The following is a 19,736-nucleotide window of genomic DNA, read 5'->3' as shown; positions in this document are numbered from 1 at the left end:
ATGGAACTTTTTAAAAGTGATAAAACATATAATTTTATGAGCAAAAGAAACCTGTTTGTTTCCATTTCTCTTATATTTATTGTGCTTAGTCTGTTTTCTATTTTTACAAAAGGGTTTAACTGGGGGATAGACTTTAAAGGCGGAATTGAAATTCAGGTAAAATTTGATAAACCTGCCGATTTAGGAGAAATTAGAAAAATAGTCTCTAAAAAATTCCCTTCTCCTAGCATTACAACATTCGGAAGCAATGAAGAAATTCTGATAAGGCTTAATGTAAATGCCGTTTCCGGGGATGTTCAAAAATCACTCGGGAAAGAGATAAAAAACCTTTTAAAACCTATTGGAAATGTTGATGTAAGAAGGGTGGACATAGTAGGAGCTAAAGTAGGAAACGAATTGAAAGAAAAAGGATTAAGCGCATTTATTCTTTCAATAATAGGCATATTAATATATGTTGCGTTCAGGTTTGAATGGCGTTTTGCCCTGGCCAGTGTATTGGCACTTTTTCATGACACAATAATTTCACTCGGTGCTGTTAGTTTTTTTGGCATTGAAACAAATCTTGACGTATTGGCGGCCATTTTAACGCTTATGGGATATTCTCTTAACGATACGATAGTGGTATTCGACAGAATCAGAGAGCAGGTCAGAGATTCAAAAGTAAACGATTTGGCGGCGCTTATTAATGAAGCGGTATCTAAAACGCTCTCAAGAACTGTTTTAACTTCACTAACAACTTTCTTTGTTGTACTTACACTCTTCTTATTCGGAGGAGAAATTATAAGACCTTTTAGTTTCACTCTTTTAGTGGGAATTATAGTAGGTACATACAGTTCTATTTTTATAGCCTCTCCGCTTCTTATCTGGCTCGGATTTAAAATTGACGATTACAGAAAAAGACTTGCCGAAATTGAAAAAAGAAAAAGAGAAAAAGAAAAAATGCGCCAGATGTATCAGGGCGGAGTTGTATAAAAAAAGTGAGTGGTGAATGGTGAGTAGTGAGAAATATAAAATGAGCTTACTCATCTGGCTGTTTAAAAAACGGCCATGATTGATAATTGATAATTAATATAAAGGGCAATAATGGACTGGGGAAAAGTAATATATGTGTTTTTTCAATTAATGAGTCTTACAAGTGTTGCCGGTTTTTTATATGACCATAATAAAGTGGCCCTTTTTATAGCTTTGAGTTTAAACCTGATATCGACTATTTTGAAAATAGGTGTAAAAAACATAGTTGCAGCAGAACTGTTTGCGGCAAGTTTAGTGGCGGATTTACATTTGATTCCGGCTTTTATTTATCTTGAAATAAAAAATGATTTGGATGCCGCTTACGCAATGGCGATAGGTGCATTAATAGCCAATATTGTAACGATAATTCTAAGTTTTATAGAAATAGCCAAAACATATAGACTGGGAATAAATGGGGAGTTATGAGTTATAAGTTATAAATTATGAATTATGAGTTATGGATTGTGAGTGGTAAATTGTGAATAGTAAAAAAGTATTAAAAGGAGAATTGATGCAATATAATCCAGCTGTTATAGAAAAAAAATGGCAAAAAATCTGGGATGATGAAAAAGCATTCGAGCCGAAAGAAAATAAAAATCTGCCAAAAAAATATATTTTAAGTATGTTCCCGTACCCGAGCGGAAGAATACATATGGGACATGTAAGAAACTACACTATAGGCGACGCACTGGCCAGATACTACAGAAAATCCGGATTTAACGTACTTCATCCGATAGGATGGGACAGTTTTGGAATGCCGGCTGAAAATGCGGCAATTAAACATAAAGTCCATCCTAAAAAATGGACATATGAAAATATTGATTATATGAGAAAAGAATTAGCTTCTTTAGGTCTTTCTTTTTCCAAAACAAGGGAATTTGCCACAAGTGACCCGGAATATACAAGGCGGGAGCAGGAATTTATTATTAAATTTTATGAAAACGGCCTGCTTGAAAGACGCACACAAAAGGTAAACTGGTGCGAAACGTGCCATACAGTATTGGCAAATGAGCAGGTGATTGACGGATGCTGCTGGAGATGCGACAACCCAATAGAAATAAAAGAACTTCCGGGATGGTATATCAAAATTACAAAATATGCCGAAGAACTGCTAAACGATATGGAAAAAATAAAAGACGGCTGGCCTGAAAGAGTTCTCACCATGCAGAAAAACTGGATTGGAAAATCCACAGGGCTTGAATTTAAATTTAACCTGACGCAAAACAGCAAAGAAAAACTTAACAATAAATTTGACGGATACGAAGTTTTTACAACAAGACCCGATACAATTTACGGAATAACCTACTCTGCCCTGGCCCCTGAACATCCTATAATTGATTATATGCTCGAAAACGGATTGTTGGATGAAAAAACAGAAAAAAAGGTAAGGGAAATAAGAAGCATTCTACCTAAAGAGAGACAGTCTATGCAAAAAGACGGATGTTATCTCGGAATTGATGTACTTCATCCGCTAACCGGCGAAAAAATACCGGTATGGGTGGCGAATTTTGTTTTGGTTGAATACGGAAGCGGTGCTGTAATGGCGGTTCCTGCCCATGATGAAAGAGATTTTGAATTTGCCACAAAATTTAACCTTCCGATTAAATGGGTTATTAAACCTCTAAACGGGGAACTTGATAAAAGCAAAGCCTATACAGGTGAGGGAATTTTAATAAACAGCGGCGAATTTAGCGGAGTGTTAAACACTGAGGCAAAAGAAGCTATTATTAAAAAATTCGAAGAGCTTGGAATCGGTAAAAAAGTTACAAATTACCGTCTTAGAGACTGGGGAATAAGCCGTCAAAGATACTGGGGTGCCCCTCTTCCGTTTGTAAAATGTCCAAAATGCGGGATAGTTCCTGAAAAAATAGAAAACCTTCCGATTACACTTCCTGAGGATGTGGAAATCACAGGAAGCGGCAATCCTCTTGAAACACATCCTACCTGGAAATATACAAAGTGTCCTAAATGCGGAGGCGAGGCAATACGTGAAACAGACACAATGGATACATTTGTTGAGAGCAGCTGGTATCAGTTTAGATATGTAACAGACTTTCACAAATATAAAGATGTCCCATTTAGGAAAGAGGATGAAAAATACTGGATGCCGGTTGATCAATATATTGGTGGAATTGAACATGCAATTTTACATTTACTTTATGCAAGATTTTTTACAAAAGCATTAAGAGATCTTGGATATGTAAGTGTGGATGAACCATTTGCAAGGCTTTTAACTCAAGGAATGGTTTTAAAAGATGGCGCTAAAATGTCTAAATCTAAAGGAAATGTGGTAGACCCTGATGATATTATTAAAAAATATGGAGCTGATACTGCAAGACTATTTATTCTTTTTGCCGCTCCACCAGAACAAGAACTTGAATGGAGCGATAGCGGTGTTGAAGGAGCTTATAGATTTTTAAATAGGTTATATCTAAATGCTTCAAAATGTTATAAAACAGATACAATACCTCAAATTGATACCAGTAAACTTAATAAAGAAGAAAAAGAAGCAAGAAGAAAAGTTTATGAAACATTACAAAAAAGTAAAGAAACATATGAAAAAACATTTGCATTTAATACATTGATTGCAAGCTGTATGGAAAGTTTAAATGCTTTAAATAAAATTGATAACAAAGATGTATATACTGAAGGATATTGGATTTTAATGAATGTGCTTGAACCAATTATTCCACATATTGCAAGTGAAATTAGTGAACATTTATTTAAAAGAAGTAATTTTAAAGAAATAGAAATTGATAAGAAGGCTTTAATTAAAGATGAAATAAACTATCCTGTAAGTGTTAATGGTAGAAAAAGGGCTGAAATTACTGTAAATGCTGATGCAAGTAAAGAAGAAATTATTGAAATTGCAAAAAATGCTGTTAAAAAATATCTTGAAGGAAAAGAGATTATAAAAGAAATTTTTGTACCAAAAAGAATGATAAATTTTGTAATTAAAGGATAACCAATAAAAAAATATTTATTTTACATTTTACCTTTTACATTTTACATTTTTTTAATAGGTTGTGGTTATAAACCAAGTAGTTATTATCAAAAAAATATTATCGGAAATAAAATTGACGTAATTGTTAATATTGATGTAAAACAGCCTCAGGAAAATGTTTTTTTAAAAGATGCATTAAATGAAGCAATTTATACACTTTTTGGTTCTTACATATCAAATAAAAATGCCAATACAACTATAAATTTAACAATACTTTCAAGTTCTCTTAACGCATTAGATTATGATGAAAATGGGTATCCTATTCTTTATAGAAGTTCGGTAACGCTTCAGGCAGATATAACCGACAAAAACAATAAAAAAAGAACTTACAGCGTAAACGGGACTTATGATTTTGCCACATCGCCCAACAGCGTTATAAACGACCAGATTAAATTAAACGCATTTAAAAGAGCTTCTATAAATGCATTAAATAAACTTATTGCTTTAATTACAAAGGATGGTATCAATGAATCTAAATAAAATCGCAAAAGAAGCCCTTTTAAAATTTAAATCAAAAGGTTATGTTTTTACCCCAAGCGAATATGAAGAAGAATTCTGCAAAGCGGCCAAAAAGCACAAGGTTATTATTGAAGATTGTAATAAAATTTCAAAATATATAGCAAAACTGGATAAAAAATATCAGGTTATAGCCAAAAATTACAATATCAGAAATTTGGATGAACTTATTTTATTTTTAATAAATTATCTCAACAGAATAAATCCCCAAAAAGAAAAAAAGAGCCTTGAAGAGCTTTTTTTATATACCAAAAGGGTTCTTGATGTTATTGTTGTTTTACCGTTTACCAAAAGCAGACATATTGCCATAAAACATCTCGATTTTTTAAATCCTAACTTAACAAAAAAAGAGTTTTCAAAACTACGGGAAGAATGGATTGATTTTTTGGATAAATTTGATAACAGGGTTATTCAAAAAGCCAAACATATAACAGGCGTTGAAAGTGAAGACTGTATAGAAATTACAGAGGCTCTGTTAGAAAAGCTTGAGGAAATGCCAAAACTTGATTTTCTGGCTGATGCCATAATTTACACACTCTCGCCGAGTTATGCCCCTTTTATGAATGATGAAATTGCAATGATTAAAAGACAGTTAAAAAACGATTCGTCTTTTATTTATACAAAAGCATTTGCCGAAGATTTAAAAATTCTTACGAATAAAAGAATAAAACTTGACAAAGAAGAGTTAAAAAGAAAAATTAAAGATTTGGATAAAATTGCTGAAAGACTTTCCATTAAAATATTAAAAATACTTAAAAAAACAGATGATTCTTCAAATGAAATAAAAAATATTACAGTGGAAATTCAAAACTGGAGACATGATGCGGAAAATTTTGAAACAATAAAACAAAAGCTGATAAATATAGCAAAATCCATTGACGGTGAACTTAATAATTTTCACTGTGAAATTAAAAAAGAGGATGAAGAAATTAAAAAATTAAAAGAAAAAATTCACTTTCTTGAAGGAAAACTTAAAAAACTCGCCACCGAAGTAAAAACCGATTATCTGACAAACATCGCCAACAAAAAAGCCATAGAAGACGAGCTTAAAAAAAATGAATCGGCCTACAACAGATATAACACCAATTATTCTGTTGTTTTTTTTGATATAGACCATTTTAAAAATGTAAACGATACATACGGCCATGATGCCGGAGATGTTATTTTAAAATCGCTCGGACTGCTGTTTAAAAGATATGCGAGAGATATAGATATGATAGGAAGATTCGGAGGGGAAGAATTTGTTGCAATACTGCCTAACACGGATAAAAACGGGGCTTATAAATTTGCTGAGAAAATAAGAGAAATTGTACAAAAAACAAAATTTATGTATAAAAACACAAGAATTCCTGTAACAATTTCGGGAGGAGTTGCTGAGAGAAAAGAGATTAATTCAAAAGAAGAAGTGTTAAAAAAAGCAGATGAAAGACTTTACTTGGCAAAAAACAGCGGAAGAAACAGAATCTGTGCAGAGGATAAATGTAAATAATAGTGAGTGGTGAGTGGTGAGCAAAGAAAAGTTAAATGAATTTTTAGAAAAAAAACCTCTTTTTTACAAAGAAATAGATATAGAAAGAATGCCAAAAGCTTTTAATTTAATAAAGGACAAAATCAATATAAACCCGATTATTCATATAATAGGGACAAACGGAAAAGGCTCAACCGGCAGATTTTTGGCCCATACCCTTTTAAAAAAAGGTTACAGTGTAGGACATTATACATCCCCGCATATTCTTAAATTTAACGAAAGAATATGGATAAACGGAAAAAATATAACTGATGAAGATCTCGAAACCGCCCACTCACGCCTTCAAAAACTGTTACCTGAGATCAGCGAATCTCTCAGTTATTTTGAATATACAACCCTGCTTGCAGCCATTGCTTTCGATGGGCTTGATTTTGTAATAATGGAAGCAGGACTCGGGGGAGAATTTGACGCCACCAATGTATTTGATAAAAAGACAACCCTTGTAACTCCTATTGATTATGACCATCAAAATTTTTTGGGAAATTCAATTAAAAAAATAGCAACCACAAAACTGAATGCGATTGAAAAAGAGGCGATAATAGGGAAACAGATAAACAAATTGAAAATGGATAATGGAAAATGGAGTATTTTAGAATATGCTAAATACCTAAAACCAAATGCAAAGATTTATAATTATTTGGATTTTTTTGAAAAAGATGAAATAAATGAATTAAAAAATAAATTTAAATTTGCAAAATTCCTTTTTGATAATTATCTGCTTGCTGTGAGTTTTTTAAAAAAAGAAAACATACCTTTTAGCATCAATGATATAAATGATTTAATACTTCCTGGCAGAATGCAGGAAATTGAAAAAAACCTTTTTATTGATGTAGGTCACAATCCTCTTGCTGCAAAGGCTATTGTAAACTGTTTAGATAAAAAAGTAAATTTAGTTTATAACACATATAAAGACAAAGATTATAAAAAGATTTTAACAATTTTAAAACCAAAAATAAATAAACTTTATTTAATTGATGTAAAAAACGAAAGAATTGAGAATAAAGAGAAAATAAAAAAAGTTGCAAAAAATTTGGATATTGAAATAGAAGATTTTAAACAGATACAAAAACCCATGCTGGTATTCGGGAGTTTTTCGGTAGTGGAAGAGTTTTTAAGGAGAAAATTTGCAGGCAAAAGTTTATGAATTTTTACAAAAAACTAAAAAAAACATAGTTACAAAGAATTTAAAAGAAGCACTCTTAACAGGTGAAGTTTTTAAATATTTGAATATCCCCTATTCTGTTTTTCCGGATTTCAGAGCCGGTTTTGGGGACGATTTAAGAAGTTTCAGAAATGAAATATTTGAACTTAATAATGCATTGTTTAAATATTATAACGAAAATGCTTATTTTATCTCTCCCTATTCCACCGTTTTAAAAAAGCTCCCTCTTAAAAAATATTATAAATCCATAACCCTTGAATTTGGGGAAGAAATAGAATTTGAAAAGTTAAAAGAAAAAATCATTTATTGGGGATATGAGAGGGTAGATATAGTAAGTGAAAAAGGGGAAGCCAGTTTTAGGGGTGATATTTTTGACATTTGGCCGATAAACAGTGAAAAGCCGATAAGAATTTCCCTTTTTGACACCCAGATAGAAAGTATACGGACATTTGATGAAACTACCCAAAAAAGCATTGAAGAGATTGAAAAGTTTTCAATTATCCCCGCAATCGCCGCACTTGATGAAAAAGAATATAATGAAATTCTCAAGAAGTGTCAAAATAGCGAGTTTTCAACATTTTATAAAGATTTTTACTCCCTCGGATTTTGGTATCTTGAAAGAGATTATTTAAATGATTTTGTTTTAATAAAAGATTTGACCCAGGAGATTGAAGAATATAAAGAGTTTTACAAAGAATTTAACCAGGCTTTCTTTAATGCAAAAATTATCCCAAACGGAAAATGCATTGATGTTAAATGGAAAATTGAAAATGGAAAATTGAAAATTGATAATACAGTTTATAATGAAAAAACTCCATTGGAAATAATTGCTAAAAATGAAGTTTTCTTAAAAGAATACAATTTATATGATTTCGTAAGATTAAAAGCGCCTGTTGTAAGATGGATAAAAAGCGATTGCCTAATCAATATAAAATGCCCTGATAAAACCATAATCTCTTTAAACCCGCCCGAATTTGAAAAGAAAAAAAGAATCACCCTTGCTTTGGATGAACTTAAAAAAGGCGATTTTGTCGTTCACGAAAACCACGGTATCGGCAAATTTATGGGACTTAGAAAAATGGAAGTTTTAGGAAAAGTCAGTGAATTTGCCCAAATTCTTTATGCAAATGATGATAAACTGCTTTTGCCTGTGGAAAACTTGAATTTATTAGAAAAATATATCGCCCCTGGAGGGGTGATGCCTCAGCTCGATAAACTTGGAAAAAGCTCTTTTTCTAAAAAAAGAGAGAAAATTAAAGAAAAAATATTTTCAATGGCTGCCGATATTATTAAAATTTCTGCCAAAAGGCATCTCTTAAGCCCTATGCCGCTTGATTTCAAAGGAGTTTATGAATTTATAAAAAAAGCGCCTTTTATCCATACACCTGACCAGAAAAAAGCTATTGAAGAAATTATTAATGATTTTAAAACAAAAATAATGGATAGATTATTAAGCGGCGATGTGGGATTTGGAAAAACGGAAGTCGCAATGGTTACAAGTTTTATTATTGCAAAAAATAATTATCAGGTTGCTGTAATATCCCCTACTACAATTCTTACAAACCAGCATTATCAAAGCTTTAAAGAAAGATTTGTTGACTATCCGGAAATAAAAATAGCAAAACTCGACAGATTTACTTCAGCAAAAGAAAAAAAAGAAATTTTAGAGAGTGTCAAAAAAGGCGAAATTAATATTTTAATTTCAACCCATGCAGGGTTAAATGTGGAATATAAAAACCTGGGCCTTGTAATTATTGACGAAGAACATAAATTCGGCGTAAAACAAAAAGAAAAATTAAAAACTTTTGCCGAAAATATTCATACGCTTTATATGTCGGCAACCCCAATTCCCAGAAGCCTTAATATGGCACTGAGTAAAGTAAAAGATTTAAGCACATTAGAAACCGCCCCAAAAGGAAAACAAGCAACAAAAACATTTGTAAAAGAGTGGGATAAAAATGTAATAAAAGAGGCTATTTTAAGGGAAATCAGGCGTGGAGGACAGATTTTTTATATATACAACAACATTGCTTACATAGAACACAAAAAAGAAGAAATTCAAAACATTCTGCCAAATTTAAGAATTTTAACACTTCATGCCAAACTGACTCCAAACCAAATAGAAAAGGGACTCGTTGATTTTATAAATAAAAAATATGATCTGGCGCTAACCACCACAATTGTTGAAAGCGGAATTCACATTCCCAATGTAAATACAGTAATTGTAGAAAATGCAGACAGATTCGGAATAGCGGATTTGCACCAGATAAGAGGAAGGGTCGGCAGAGGAAAGCATGAAGGATACGCATATTTTCTTGTAAAAAACAAAGAGGAATTAAGTGAAGATGCCAAAAAAAGACTCATTGCCCTTGAAGAGAATTCATTTCTCGGAAGCGGAAGTATTTTAGCTTTGAGAGACTTAGAAATAAGAGGAGGAGGAAATATTTTAGGAGCTGAACAGTCCGGACAAATAAAAGGCATCGGATATGCCATGTATATTAAAATGCTGGAAAATACTTTAAAAGAATTAAGCGGGGAAACAAAAGAACAAAATGAAACAGAAATAAAACTGAATATCAATGCGTATCTAAGCCCGGAAATTATTAAAGAAGACAGACTAAGACTTGAATTATACAGAAGACTTTCTCTTGCAAAAACAACAAAAGAAGTGTATGAAATAGAAAAAGAAATAATCGACAGATTCGGAAAAACAGACAAACCAACACAAAACTTTTTAGAAAAAATTAAAATAAAAATAATGGCCAGCGAAAAAAACATAAAATCTATTTCTAACTATAATGAAAATATATCAATTATTTATAATAACGAAAAAAAAGAAATCATTAAAGCGCCTTCAAAAGATGATGAAATTATTTTGGAAAGCATTTTAAATAAATTAAAAAATGAATAATGAAAAATTTGATATAATTTTATTCCTTGGAGAGTTGGCCGAGTGGTTGAAGGCGCACGCCTGGAACGCGTGTGTGGGTTAACACCCACCGTGGGTTCGAATCCCACACTCTCCGCCATAGCTTCTAAAACTTCATCTAAACTCATAAATATAATAATTTTTTTATTTAACTCACATAAATTGTTTTGAAAAATTCTAAAATTTGATTAAAATCATTATAAAAAAGGAAAACATTGAAATTTTTATTTTTTGGCACAAGTGCGGGAAGACCAACAAAACAAAGGAATGTTACAGCAATGGCCATGGAGTTTGAAAATGACAATAAATGGTATCTGTTTGACTGCGGGGAAGCCACGCAGCATCAGATTTTAAAATCAAGGCTCAGCAGTGCAAAGCTTGATACGATTTTTATAACACATCTTCATGGTGATCATGTTTACGGACTTTTTGGGCTTATTACATCAAGGATGCTTGATAAAATCACTAAACCGCTTATAATTTACGGACCTAAAGGACTTAAAGAGTTAATTTCATCAGTGGTCGATATAAGTTATAAACATTTAGGATACGAACTAACAATTAATGAGACTTATGCCGGAGCTGAAATAAACTTTGATAAATTCAAGATAAAAGTTTTACCTTTAATGCATTCGGTTGAATGTTTTGCTTATTACATAAAAGAAAATGACAAATCAAATAAAATCAATCAAGAAAAACTCATAAATGAGGGGCTTAAACCGTGTGCATTATACGGCGAAATAAAAAAAGGAAAAGATGTAGAATTTGAAGGTAAAAAATATAGAGCAAAAGATTATCTGCTTGAACCTGTTTTAGGGCAAAAAATAATTATAGCCGGAGATAACGCCGAGCCTGAAATACTGTGCCCTTATCTTGAAAATCTGGATTTACTGATACACGAAACTACTTATACTCAGGAAATTTTTGACAATATGCAAACGAAATATATGCATACAACTGCTAAAAATTTAGGATTAACAGCCCAAAAATATAATATAAAAAATCTTATTGCAAATCATATTTCGCCCAGATTTGTTACAAATGAACCTATTTTAAATGAACTTAAAAAATATTACAACGGAATTGCTTTTGTGGCAAACGATTTTGATGAATTTGAACTAAAAGAAGGTAAATTAAAACTTATTGATGATTGATTTTTGTTATTTCAACATCACTTCCGAATATTTCCCTGACTTTATTTATAATATCATCTGTTTTTGAAAAAATATTTTTAACTTCTTTTGGCTTTTTTACATGATTTATTTCATTTTTTATTTCATTTTTTTTTTGACACCTGATAGGCTCTATTTTTACCCCGATACCAAAAATTTCGTTAATCAAAGGCCTGATTACAGGTGAAAAAAATCTCTTAAACATATTTTTACAGTTTTCATCAGGGCAGCTCTCCCATGTAATTACACCGTTTTCAAAAGAGATAAATTTCACGCTTGTTTCAAAACAGACCCCTAAATCGATATCTCTTTCTTTTATTTTTTTAATTAAAGTTTTAAATAAATCTTCTTTTTGCTCGATTTTCGGCTCATATGCGTTAACATCTATTTTTTGCTCTAAATTTTGTATTAAATCATCTATTTTATGCGGTTTAATTGCTTCTATCATTCTAAAAAATATTAAAAGCAATACAAATTCGTTATCGGTATTATATTTTATAAGTTCCCTCGCATCCGAAATAATATTTAAAAATCTACCTGCCGTTACAAGAGGAAGTGTTGAATTAAACACCGCATCTTTTACATATAAAATAACCTCATCTAAAATGGCTTCTATATCATAATCTTTTACAACATCAACCAGTTTTTTTACTTCCTGTTTGTCTTCTTTTAATACGCTTTCAAATATTTTTGAAATAACTTCCGGATTTATAACCCCAAGCATTTCCACAACGCTTTGGATATCTATTTTGCCTTTTGAATATGCAATGGCCTGATCAAGCAGGGTCAGTGAATCCCTGATAGAACCTTTTGCCGATTTTATAAGAAGCCTCAAAGCTTCATTTTCAAATTCGACATTTTCAATGCTCAAAATTTTAATCAAATAATTTTCTATAAGTTTTTCGTTTATTTTATTAAATCTAAAATGCTGAACCCTACTTAAAATTGTAGCGGGAAGTTTTAAAGGGTCTGTGGTCGCCATAATAAATTTTACATATTCAGGCGGTTCCTCAAGGGTTTTAAGTAGAGCGTTAAAAGCTTCGTTTGTAAGCATATGAATTTCATCAATTATAAAAATTTTATATTTTCCATAAGTCGGTTTATATTTTGTATGTTCAATAAGTTCCCTGATATCTTCTATTTTTCTGTTGCTTGCAGCATCCATTTCAATAATGTCGATATGTCTGTTTTCATTGGCCATTACACAGTTTTCGCATATTTCGCAAGGGTTAGACGTAGGACCTTTATCGCATTCAAGCGCTTTTGCAAATATTCTTGCGGTTGATGTTTTTCCTGTTCCTCTCAGTCCAGAAAACAAATATGCGTGGGCTAATCTTTTTTTATCGAGAGAATTTACAAGAGTTTTTATTATAGCATCCTGACCCACCACTTCTTCAAATCTTTTGGGCCTGTATTTTAAAGCTAAAACCACAAATCGCCTTTTTTTAAAATTATATCAAAAAGCAAGTTTAATGAGTTGTTCGTTTAATTCGTAAGCTAATCTTTCTTTTAATTTATTAAAATCTTCGGTTATATCGATATTGGGGGAAAATTTAAATGTGTTTTGGGAATTTACAAACCTTTGAAGTTCGGAATGAGATGAAGTTTTAATAAAATCATAAACCAGTTTTTTTATATCATCCGGATAATCATACCTGTCCAATAATTTCAGGGTATAATTTGTTTCTTTATTTTTTATTTTATTAATAAAAGGCATTTTTTTGATATTAAACACAACACCTCTTTTTTTAATAATTATAATACTAAATTTAACATATGTCAATTGATTTTTTATATTTTTTATCGAAACATCGTATTTTCGGGGATTTTAATGGTAGTGAGGGAGAGACTTGAACTCTCGACCTCCGGCTTATGAGACCGGCGCTCTGACCAGCTGAGCTACCTCACCTTCTGCAGGAGTGAAATTATAAAAAAATAAATAAAGTTTGTCAATATAAAAATAAATCTTGTTACACATAGTAACAATACATTAATTTTATTTTAATAAAAACATTTGATAAACTTATAAGTGATATAATACTAAAAAAAGGAGAAAAAATGAACTTACTAAAAGGATTATTAAGTGCAGCGTTAATAGCAAGTTTTTCATTTGCGGCAGATTATGTTATTAAATTTTCACACGTTGTATCACCTGATACACCTAAAGGAAAAGCGGCCAATTATTTTGCAAAAAGGGTTGAAGCGTTAAGTCATGGAAAAATAAAAGTTGAAGTTTATCCAAACGCACAGTTATGCGGGGATAAAGTTGTTCTTAGAAAAATGAAATTTAATGCCGTACAAATGGCGGCCCCTAGTTTTTCAAAATTTACAGGGCTTGTTCCACAGCTTGCTTTATTTGATTTACCGTTTCTGTTTAAAAATGACAATCATTTACATAAAGTTCTTGACGGAGAAGTAGGACAAAAACTTTTGAATATGGTAACAAAAAAAGGATATGTAGCCCTTGGTTACTGGGATAACGGATTCAAACAGATAAGTGATTCAAAAAGGCCTTTAATAAAACCTGAAGACTGCAAAGGGTTAAAATTCAGGGTCATGAGTTCAAAAGTGTTAATTGAACAATTTAAGGCTCTTGGAGCGATTCCGGTAGTACTTCCTTTCAGTGAAGTATATTCAGCTCTTCAACAGGGAGTTGTTGACGGACAGGAAAATACAATTTCAAATATTTATACAAAAAAATTTTATGAGGTTCAAAGATATATGACTTTATCTAATCACGGATATTTGGGATATATGGTAGTAATGAGCAAAGCATTCTGGAAAAAACTGCCTGATAATTTAAAAGCTGTTGTAAAAGAAGCCTTCAAAGAAGCCACTGCAAAAGAAAGAATCTGGGCAAAACAGCTTAATGATTCACAGCTTGCAAAGATTCAAGAATATGCAAAAAAAACAGGAAAACTTGAAATCGATACATTAACGCCTGGGCAGAGAAAACTCTGGGAGGAAAAATTAAGAGCCATTTATCCAAAATTTTACGGCACTATCGGAAAAGATTTAATTGAAAAAGCGATTAAAGCGGGTGAATGAAATTCTTAAAATGGATTGATATTACTGTAGGATTAACAAATGAATTTATTGCTTCGTTTGGAATTTCGGCAGGTGTTTTTTTAGCTTTTATAAATGTAATTGCAAGGTTTATGTTTCATCAGGGAATAGACTGGGCGTTTGAACTGACCAACTATCTTTTTATATGGTCTGCCCTTTTTGGGGCGGCATACGGTTTTAGAAAAGAAATTCATATTAAAGTTACATTATTGGTAGACGTTCTGCCTTCCATCTTAGCAAAATATACAATTATTTTGGCAAAATTAATTACTCTTATTTATTTACTGGCTGTGGCTTATTTTGGCTATTTGTTTATTTTTGACCCGGACTTCGGATTAAAAGCCAGCGGCGAAATCAGCATTGATTTAAATATCCCTATGTGGATACCTTATATTGCCCTGCCTCTTGCTTTTTTAAGCGCATCAATAAGAGTTTCACAAAAAATAATTGAACTTATTAAAACCCCTTTTGATGATATTAAACAGGTTAGCGAGCATGAAATGATTATTGAAGAAACAAAATTAAATCTTGGAGAAAATATATGAGTGTGGCGTTGACTCTTTTTGGAATATTTTTTACATTTCTTATTTTAAGCACCCCTGTCGCAGTGGCACTCGGAGCCTCCACTTTTATAACTTCATATATTTTTGAAGGAAAAGAATCTTTAATAGACCTTGCCAGTGCACTGTTTTCAAAGCTGGATAAATATGCACTTATGGCTATTCCCATGTTTATTTTGGCCGGAAATATATTAAGTAAAGGTGGGAGCGCAAAAAGAATAGTGGATTTTGCAAAAGCTTTTGTAGGCCATCTTCCGGGCGGACTTCCTATTGCAGCAATTTTTTCAAGCATTATTTTCGCAGCTGTTTCAGGCTCATCCCCTGCCACTGTCGCAGCAATCGGTTCTATAATGTTCGGTGCGATAACAGCCGCCGGTTATCCCAAATCTTACGCCGTGGGGACAATTACGGCAAGCGGGTCCCTTGGAATTTTAATACCGCCGAGTATCGTTATGATTATTTACGGGGTAACTGCGGAACAAAGCATTGGAAAACTCTTTATTGCCGGAATAATTCCGGGTCTTTTAATAGGTTTTATGTTAATAGCCGTTACATATTTCGGAGCAAAAAGGCTTGGGTTTAAAAAAACCGCCCCTGCAAGCTGGCGTGAGAGATGGGAAAAATTTAAAGAAGCTTTTTGGGCTTTAATGACTATTGTCATTATTATAGGAGGGATTTACGGCGGAATATTTACTCCTACAGAAGCCGCTGCCGTTTCGGCTGTCTGGGCACTTTTTATAGCGATTTTTATTTATAAAGACATTAATATTAAAGAATTAAAAACAGTGTTTTTAGACAGCGCCGCAACAAGTGCTATGATAATGTTTATTATTGCAAATGCTTCCGTATTTGCATATTTTCTGACTCTCGAGAATATTCCGCAAATGTTAAGCAACTGGGTAGTAAGTATGCATCTTGGAAAAATAGGATTTTTAATTGCCGTAAATATATTATTGCTTATAGCGGGTAATTTCATGGAACCGAGTTCTATTATTATGATAATGGTTCCCCTGCTTTTACCGGTTGCAAAACTGCTTGGAATAAACCCTATTCATTTTGGTGTAATAATTACAATAAATATGGAACTCGGAATGCTGACACCTCCTGTAGGGCTTAATCTGTTTGTAGCAAGCGGAATTACTTCCCTTCCGATAAAAGAAGTGGTTAAATCTGTAATTCCTTGGTTTATAGTTATATTAATTGGACTGATATTAATTACATATATTCCTCAAATTTCACTGTTTTTACCTAATTTAATGATTTCTTCATAAAATACCTTAGTCTAATTAACTAAACATTTCTTAAAAATTTAAATAATTTTCTTGACTTTTTCTTTCTTTTTTTATATAATTTCGTCAGTTAAACAAAATAACTGCTAAAAGGAGGCGGAAATGTTTAGACCTATAGGCTTAAGAGTTCTAATTGAAAGAGTTGAAGAAGAATCAAAAACAGCAAGCGGAATTATTATTCCGGACAATGCAAAAGAAAAACCGCTTGAAGGAAAAGTGGTTGCTATTTCCAAAGAAGTGGAAGAAGATGAAAACCTGCCAATAAACGTAGGTGATACAGTAGTGTTTGCAAAATATGCAGGTACAGAAATTACAATTGACTCAAAAGAATATTTGGTATTAAATACCGACGATATTCTTGGAAAAATAGAATAAGGAGGGGAGCATGGCAAAAAATATAATATATTCAGATGCAGCAAGAAACGAATTATTAAAAGGTGTTGAAAAACTTGCAGATGCAGTTAGAGTTACAATGGGTCCAAAAGGAAGAAATGTTTTGCTTCAAAGAAGTTTCGGAGCACCTCATATCACAAAAGACGGTGTAAGTGTAGCTAAAGAAGTAGAACTAAAAGATCCAGTGGAAAACATGGGAGCTCAGCTTGTAAAAGAAGTTGCAAGCAAAACTGCCGATGAAGCGGGTGATGGAACAACAACAGCAACAGTTTTGGCACATGCAATCTTTAAAGAAGGTTTAAAATACATAACTGCCGGCGCTAACCCAATAGCAGTTAAAAGAGGAATGGACAAAGCGGTAGAAGCGATTATCGCCGAACTTAAAAAAATGAGCAAACCTGTAGAAAATAAAGAACAAATCGCTCAAGTCGCAACAATTTCAGCAAACAATGATAAAAAAATAGGTGAGCTTATTGCAGAAGCAATGGATAAAGTCGGAAAAGACGGTGTTATCACTGTTGAAGAAGGAAAATCGCTTCAAGATGAACTTGAAGTGGTTGAAGGTATGCAGTTTGACAGAGGTTATTTAAGCCCTTATTTTGTAACAAATGCCGATAAAATGGTGGCTGAATATGAAGATGCGTATATTTTATTATATGACAAAAAAATTTCCAATATGAAAGATTTATTGCCATTACTTGAAAAAATGGTTCAAACTGGAAATAAACCATTATTAATTATTGCCGAAGATATTGAAGGTGAAGCATTGGCAACACTCGTTGTTAACAAATTAAGAGGAGTGTTAAACGTAGTTGCTGTCAAAGCTCCTGGATTTGGTGACAGAAGAAAAGCTATGCTTCAAGATATTGCAATTCTAACAGGCGGACAGGTAATCAGCGAAGAGCTTGGTAGAACACTTGAAGGTGCAACCCTTCAAGACTTAGGACAGGCTGGAAGAGTGGTAGTAGATAAAGAAAATACCACAATTGTGGATGGAAAAGGCGATAAAGCTTCAATCGAAGCAAGAATTAACCAAATTAAAAAAGAAATTGAAGAAACAACAAGTGATTATGACAGAGAAAAATTACAAGAAAGACTTGCAAAACTCAGCGGCGGAGTTGCAGTAATTAAAGTCGGTGCCGCAACTGAAACTGAAATGAAAGAGAAAAAAGACAGAGTTGATGATGCATTAAGCGCAACAAAAGCTGCTGTAGAAGAAGGAACGGTAATCGGTGGCGGCGCTGCCATACTTAAAGCAGCCAAAAAAGCCGAAGTTGAAAGTGTAGACCCTGATGAACAAATAGGAATAGACATAATTAAAAAAGCGGTAAAAGCTCCAATTAAACAAATCGCTTTAAATGCCGGATTTGAAGCTGGTGTAGTTGCTCTGACAGTTGAAGAGGCAGATGATGAAACTGGATTTAATGCAAGCAGTGGAGAATATGTAAATATGTTTGAAACCGGAATTATCGACCCGGCCAAAGTTGAGAGAATAGCTCTTCAAAACGCAACAAGTGTTGGAGGACTTTTATTAACAACTGAAGCTGCTGTAACTGAAGAACCAAAAGAAGAAAAAGCAGCTCCGGCAATGCCGGATATGGGAGGAATGGGAGGAATGATGTAATTCCTCTTTTTTCTTTTTTATAACAATTATAAGTGTCTGTCACTATACTTATTTATATATTTAACATATTGGTTTTATTAATCAAATTATATACAAATTTCTAAATTAGGGTTAAAAAATTCTTAAAAAATAAAGTATAATTTATTCCTTCATTATTTTAAGGAGAAATATGAAAATAGCAATTACAGGAGCCGGTGGATTTATTGGCTCAAATCTAAAAAATTATTTTCCTGATTTCATTGAAATAAATAGAAATGACAACGAAAAAGAAATTGTTGAAAAATTAAAAGATGTTGATATAGCTTTTAATTTAGCGGGGGCTAGTATATTAAAAAGATGGTCTGAAAATTACAAAAATACTTTATTCAAGCAGAATTGAAACTACAAAAAAACCTGGTGAAGTCTATTAATAAAAGCAATATAAAACACTTTATTTCAACTTCTGCAATCGGAATCTATCCGGAAAATACTCCGTGTGATGAATACTGTAACATTACTGCAGATGATTTTTTGGGAAATTTGGCAAAAGAATGGGAAAACGAAGCAAATAAATGCAACAAACCTACAACTACAATAAGACTCAGTGTTGTTTTAGGAAAAGGCGGTGCTCTTAAAGAAATGCTTTTACCGTTTAAAATAGGTCTTGGAGGAATTATTGGAAATGGCGAAATGAAAATGTCCTGGATTGATATCGAGGATTTTTGGAAAAGTTTTACATAGACCTACAATTTTTAGAATTCCAAAATTTATTCTTCATTTACAATACGGTGAAGGGGCCGGCGTTTTAACAAGTTCTAAAGAAGTCTATCCAAAAAGATTATTAGAAAATGGATTTAAATTCAAATATCCTACAATTGAAAAATCTTTAAAACATATTTTAAAATTATAAATAATTTTTTAAATAAAAAATTTTTCTAAATCGTTTCTTATATCAATTCTGTTAAATGCAAGAGGCGAAGGATGAAAACAAACCCCGATTTTAAATCCGTTTATTTCATAAACACCGCATTTTTTTAAACTTTTAACTTTTGTAAATTTATTTATATAAGAAAATGCTTTAATTGCAGAATTTCCAAGAAGCAAAATAATAGAAGGTTTTACAATATTTATTTCTTTTTCAAGTAGATCAGCACCAATTTTAAGTTCATTTGCTTTTGGAGTTCTGTTTTTATTATCTTCAAATGTTCTAAACGGAAAGGCGTTGGTTATTAAAAAATCCCCGCACCTATCAAATCCGCTTAAATTTATAAGATAATTCAGATTTTCCCCTGCCTTTCCTACAAAAGGCGAATGCATTTCAACCTCTTTTTTACCAGGAGCCTCACCTATAATCATTATGGGATTATCCCTTTTTTTATCAATACAAGGGTCAGTTACCTCTGTAAAATCAATATTTTCATTTAAATATTTTTGAATATATTTTTTTCTTTTTTGATAAAAATCAATTAATTCTTTTTTGCAACTCACAACTCACATCTCACT

Annotated in this window: 19 protein-coding genes and 2 tRNA genes; 16 read left to right on the top strand and 5 right to left on the bottom strand. The window is 32.2% G+C overall.

The window, feature by feature from the left end; translation table 11 throughout:
* From secF to leuS, 3 genes are all read left to right on the top strand, one after another.
* Positions 1-972, top strand: a complete 972-nt coding sequence (gene secF / locus DZ68_RS0105485) for a protein translocase subunit SecF (RefSeq protein WP_024787635.1) — start codon at positions 1-3, stop codon at positions 970-972.
* A 111-nt stretch (positions 973-1,083) separates the two neighbouring features.
* A complete protein-coding gene (locus DZ68_RS0105480; RefSeq protein ID WP_024790877.1) occupies positions 1,084-1,437 on the top strand; it encodes a DUF6394 family protein in 354 nt (117 codons plus the stop codon).
* 85 nt (positions 1,438-1,522) lie between these two features.
* Positions 1,523-3,976, top strand: coding sequence for a leucine--tRNA ligase (leuS, locus tag DZ68_RS0105475; protein ID WP_024787633.1), 2,454 nt, complete (start codon positions 1,523-1,525; stop codon positions 3,974-3,976).
* Between the two features lie 383 nt (positions 3,977-4,359).
* Here the strand turns inward: leuS and DZ68_RS10750 are convergent, their stop codons facing one another.
* Positions 4,360-4,503 (bottom strand): hypothetical protein, encoded by a 144-nt coding sequence (locus DZ68_RS10750; RefSeq protein ID WP_156921109.1) that lies wholly within the window; start codon positions 4,501-4,503, stop codon positions 4,360-4,362.
* Here DZ68_RS10750 and DZ68_RS0105470 point away from each other — a divergent pair.
* From DZ68_RS0105470 to DZ68_RS0105450, 5 genes are all read left to right on the top strand, one after another.
* Entirely contained in the window at positions 4,482-6,020 is a 1,539-nt protein-coding gene (locus tag DZ68_RS0105470) for a GGDEF domain-containing protein (protein ID WP_024787632.1), read from the top strand. The genes DZ68_RS10750 and DZ68_RS0105470 overlap by 22 nt on opposite strands.
* A 16-nt stretch (positions 6,021-6,036) precedes the next feature.
* Complete coding sequence (locus DZ68_RS0105465) at positions 6,037-7,203, top strand: folylpolyglutamate synthase/dihydrofolate synthase family protein (RefSeq protein ID WP_035907842.1); 1,167 nt, start codon at positions 6,037-6,039, stop codon at positions 7,201-7,203.
* Positions 7,184-10,132, top strand: coding sequence for a DEAD/DEAH box helicase (locus tag DZ68_RS0105460; RefSeq protein WP_024790876.1), 2,949 nt, complete (start codon positions 7,184-7,186; stop codon positions 10,130-10,132). Before DZ68_RS0105465 ends, DZ68_RS0105460 begins: the two co-directional genes overlap by 20 nt.
* A 28-nt stretch (positions 10,133-10,160) precedes the next feature.
* Positions 10,161-10,250 (top strand) — tRNA-Ser (locus tag DZ68_RS0105455).
* A 115-nt stretch (positions 10,251-10,365) separates the two neighbouring features.
* Positions 10,366-11,304 (top strand): ribonuclease Z, encoded by a 939-nt coding sequence (locus tag DZ68_RS0105450; RefSeq protein WP_024787630.1) that lies wholly within the window; start codon positions 10,366-10,368, stop codon positions 11,302-11,304.
* Here DZ68_RS0105450 and DZ68_RS0105445 read toward each other — a convergent pair.
* From DZ68_RS0105445 to DZ68_RS0105435, 3 genes are all read right to left on the bottom strand, one after another.
* A complete protein-coding gene (locus DZ68_RS0105445; protein WP_024787629.1) occupies positions 11,291-12,754 on the bottom strand; it encodes a DNA polymerase III subunit gamma/tau in 1,464 nt (487 codons plus the stop codon). The two genes, DZ68_RS0105450 and DZ68_RS0105445, sit on opposite strands and share 14 nt — an antisense overlap.
* A 24-nt stretch (positions 12,755-12,778) precedes the next feature.
* Positions 12,779-13,105 (bottom strand): hypothetical protein, encoded by a 327-nt coding sequence (locus DZ68_RS0105440; protein ID WP_156921107.1) that lies wholly within the window; start codon positions 13,103-13,105, stop codon positions 12,779-12,781.
* Between the two features lie 49 nt (positions 13,106-13,154).
* Positions 13,155-13,231: transfer RNA gene (locus DZ68_RS0105435), tRNA-Met, on the bottom strand.
* 149 nt (positions 13,232-13,380) lie between these two features.
* Between DZ68_RS0105435 and DZ68_RS0105430 the strand changes: the two genes are divergently transcribed.
* From DZ68_RS0105430 to DZ68_RS10860, 8 genes are all read left to right on the top strand, one after another.
* On the top strand, positions 13,381-14,370 hold the full coding sequence (locus tag DZ68_RS0105430) for a TRAP transporter substrate-binding protein (RefSeq protein WP_024787627.1): 990 nt from the start codon (positions 13,381-13,383) through the stop codon (positions 14,368-14,370).
* Positions 14,367-14,933 carry a TRAP transporter small permease gene (locus DZ68_RS0105425; RefSeq protein ID WP_024787626.1) on the top strand — a complete coding sequence of 189 codons (567 nt, stop codon included), beginning with the start codon at positions 14,367-14,369 and terminating at the stop codon, positions 14,931-14,933. Before DZ68_RS0105430 ends, DZ68_RS0105425 begins: the two co-directional genes overlap by 4 nt.
* Positions 14,930-16,219 carry a TRAP transporter large permease gene (locus DZ68_RS0105420; protein ID WP_024787625.1) on the top strand — a complete coding sequence of 430 codons (1,290 nt, stop codon included), beginning with the start codon at positions 14,930-14,932 and terminating at the stop codon, positions 16,217-16,219. The genes DZ68_RS0105425 and DZ68_RS0105420 overlap by 4 nt, the downstream gene beginning before the upstream one ends.
* Positions 16,220-16,339: 120 nt before the next feature.
* Positions 16,340-16,612 (top strand): co-chaperone GroES, encoded by a 273-nt coding sequence (gene groES, locus DZ68_RS0105415; protein WP_024787624.1) that lies wholly within the window; start codon positions 16,340-16,342, stop codon positions 16,610-16,612.
* A 10-nt stretch (positions 16,613-16,622) separates the two neighbouring features.
* Positions 16,623-18,254, top strand: coding sequence for a chaperonin GroEL (groL, locus tag DZ68_RS0105410; protein ID WP_024787623.1), 1,632 nt, complete (start codon positions 16,623-16,625; stop codon positions 18,252-18,254).
* Positions 18,255-18,423: 169 nt separating this feature from the next.
* Positions 18,424-18,633, top strand: coding sequence for a hypothetical protein (locus DZ68_RS10870; protein WP_201767421.1), 210 nt, complete (start codon positions 18,424-18,426; stop codon positions 18,631-18,633).
* A 17-nt stretch (positions 18,634-18,650) separates the two neighbouring features.
* Positions 18,651-18,974: a hypothetical protein gene (locus DZ68_RS10865; RefSeq protein WP_201767420.1), complete on the top strand. Its 324-nt coding sequence runs from the start codon at positions 18,651-18,653 to the stop codon at positions 18,972-18,974.
* The gene (locus DZ68_RS10860) at positions 18,940-19,143 is read left to right on the top strand and encodes a DUF1731 domain-containing protein (protein WP_201767419.1); all 204 of its coding nucleotides are present in this window, start codon (positions 18,940-18,942) and stop codon (positions 19,141-19,143) included. The genes DZ68_RS10865 and DZ68_RS10860 overlap by 35 nt, the downstream gene beginning before the upstream one ends.
* Positions 19,144-19,151: 8 nt before the next feature.
* Here the strand turns inward: DZ68_RS10860 and DZ68_RS10085 are convergent, their stop codons facing one another.
* Positions 19,152-19,721 (bottom strand): uracil-DNA glycosylase family protein, encoded by a 570-nt coding sequence (locus DZ68_RS10085; RefSeq protein ID WP_035908498.1) that lies wholly within the window; start codon positions 19,719-19,721, stop codon positions 19,152-19,154.
* Between the last annotated feature and the right edge of the window lie 15 nt (positions 19,722-19,736).

The organism is Lebetimonas sp. JS085 (assembly GCF_000523295.1).
Classification (GTDB): domain Bacteria; phylum Campylobacterota; class Campylobacteria; order Campylobacterales; family Nautiliaceae; genus Lebetimonas.
This window is presented reverse-complemented; position numbering and strand designations above follow the sequence as displayed.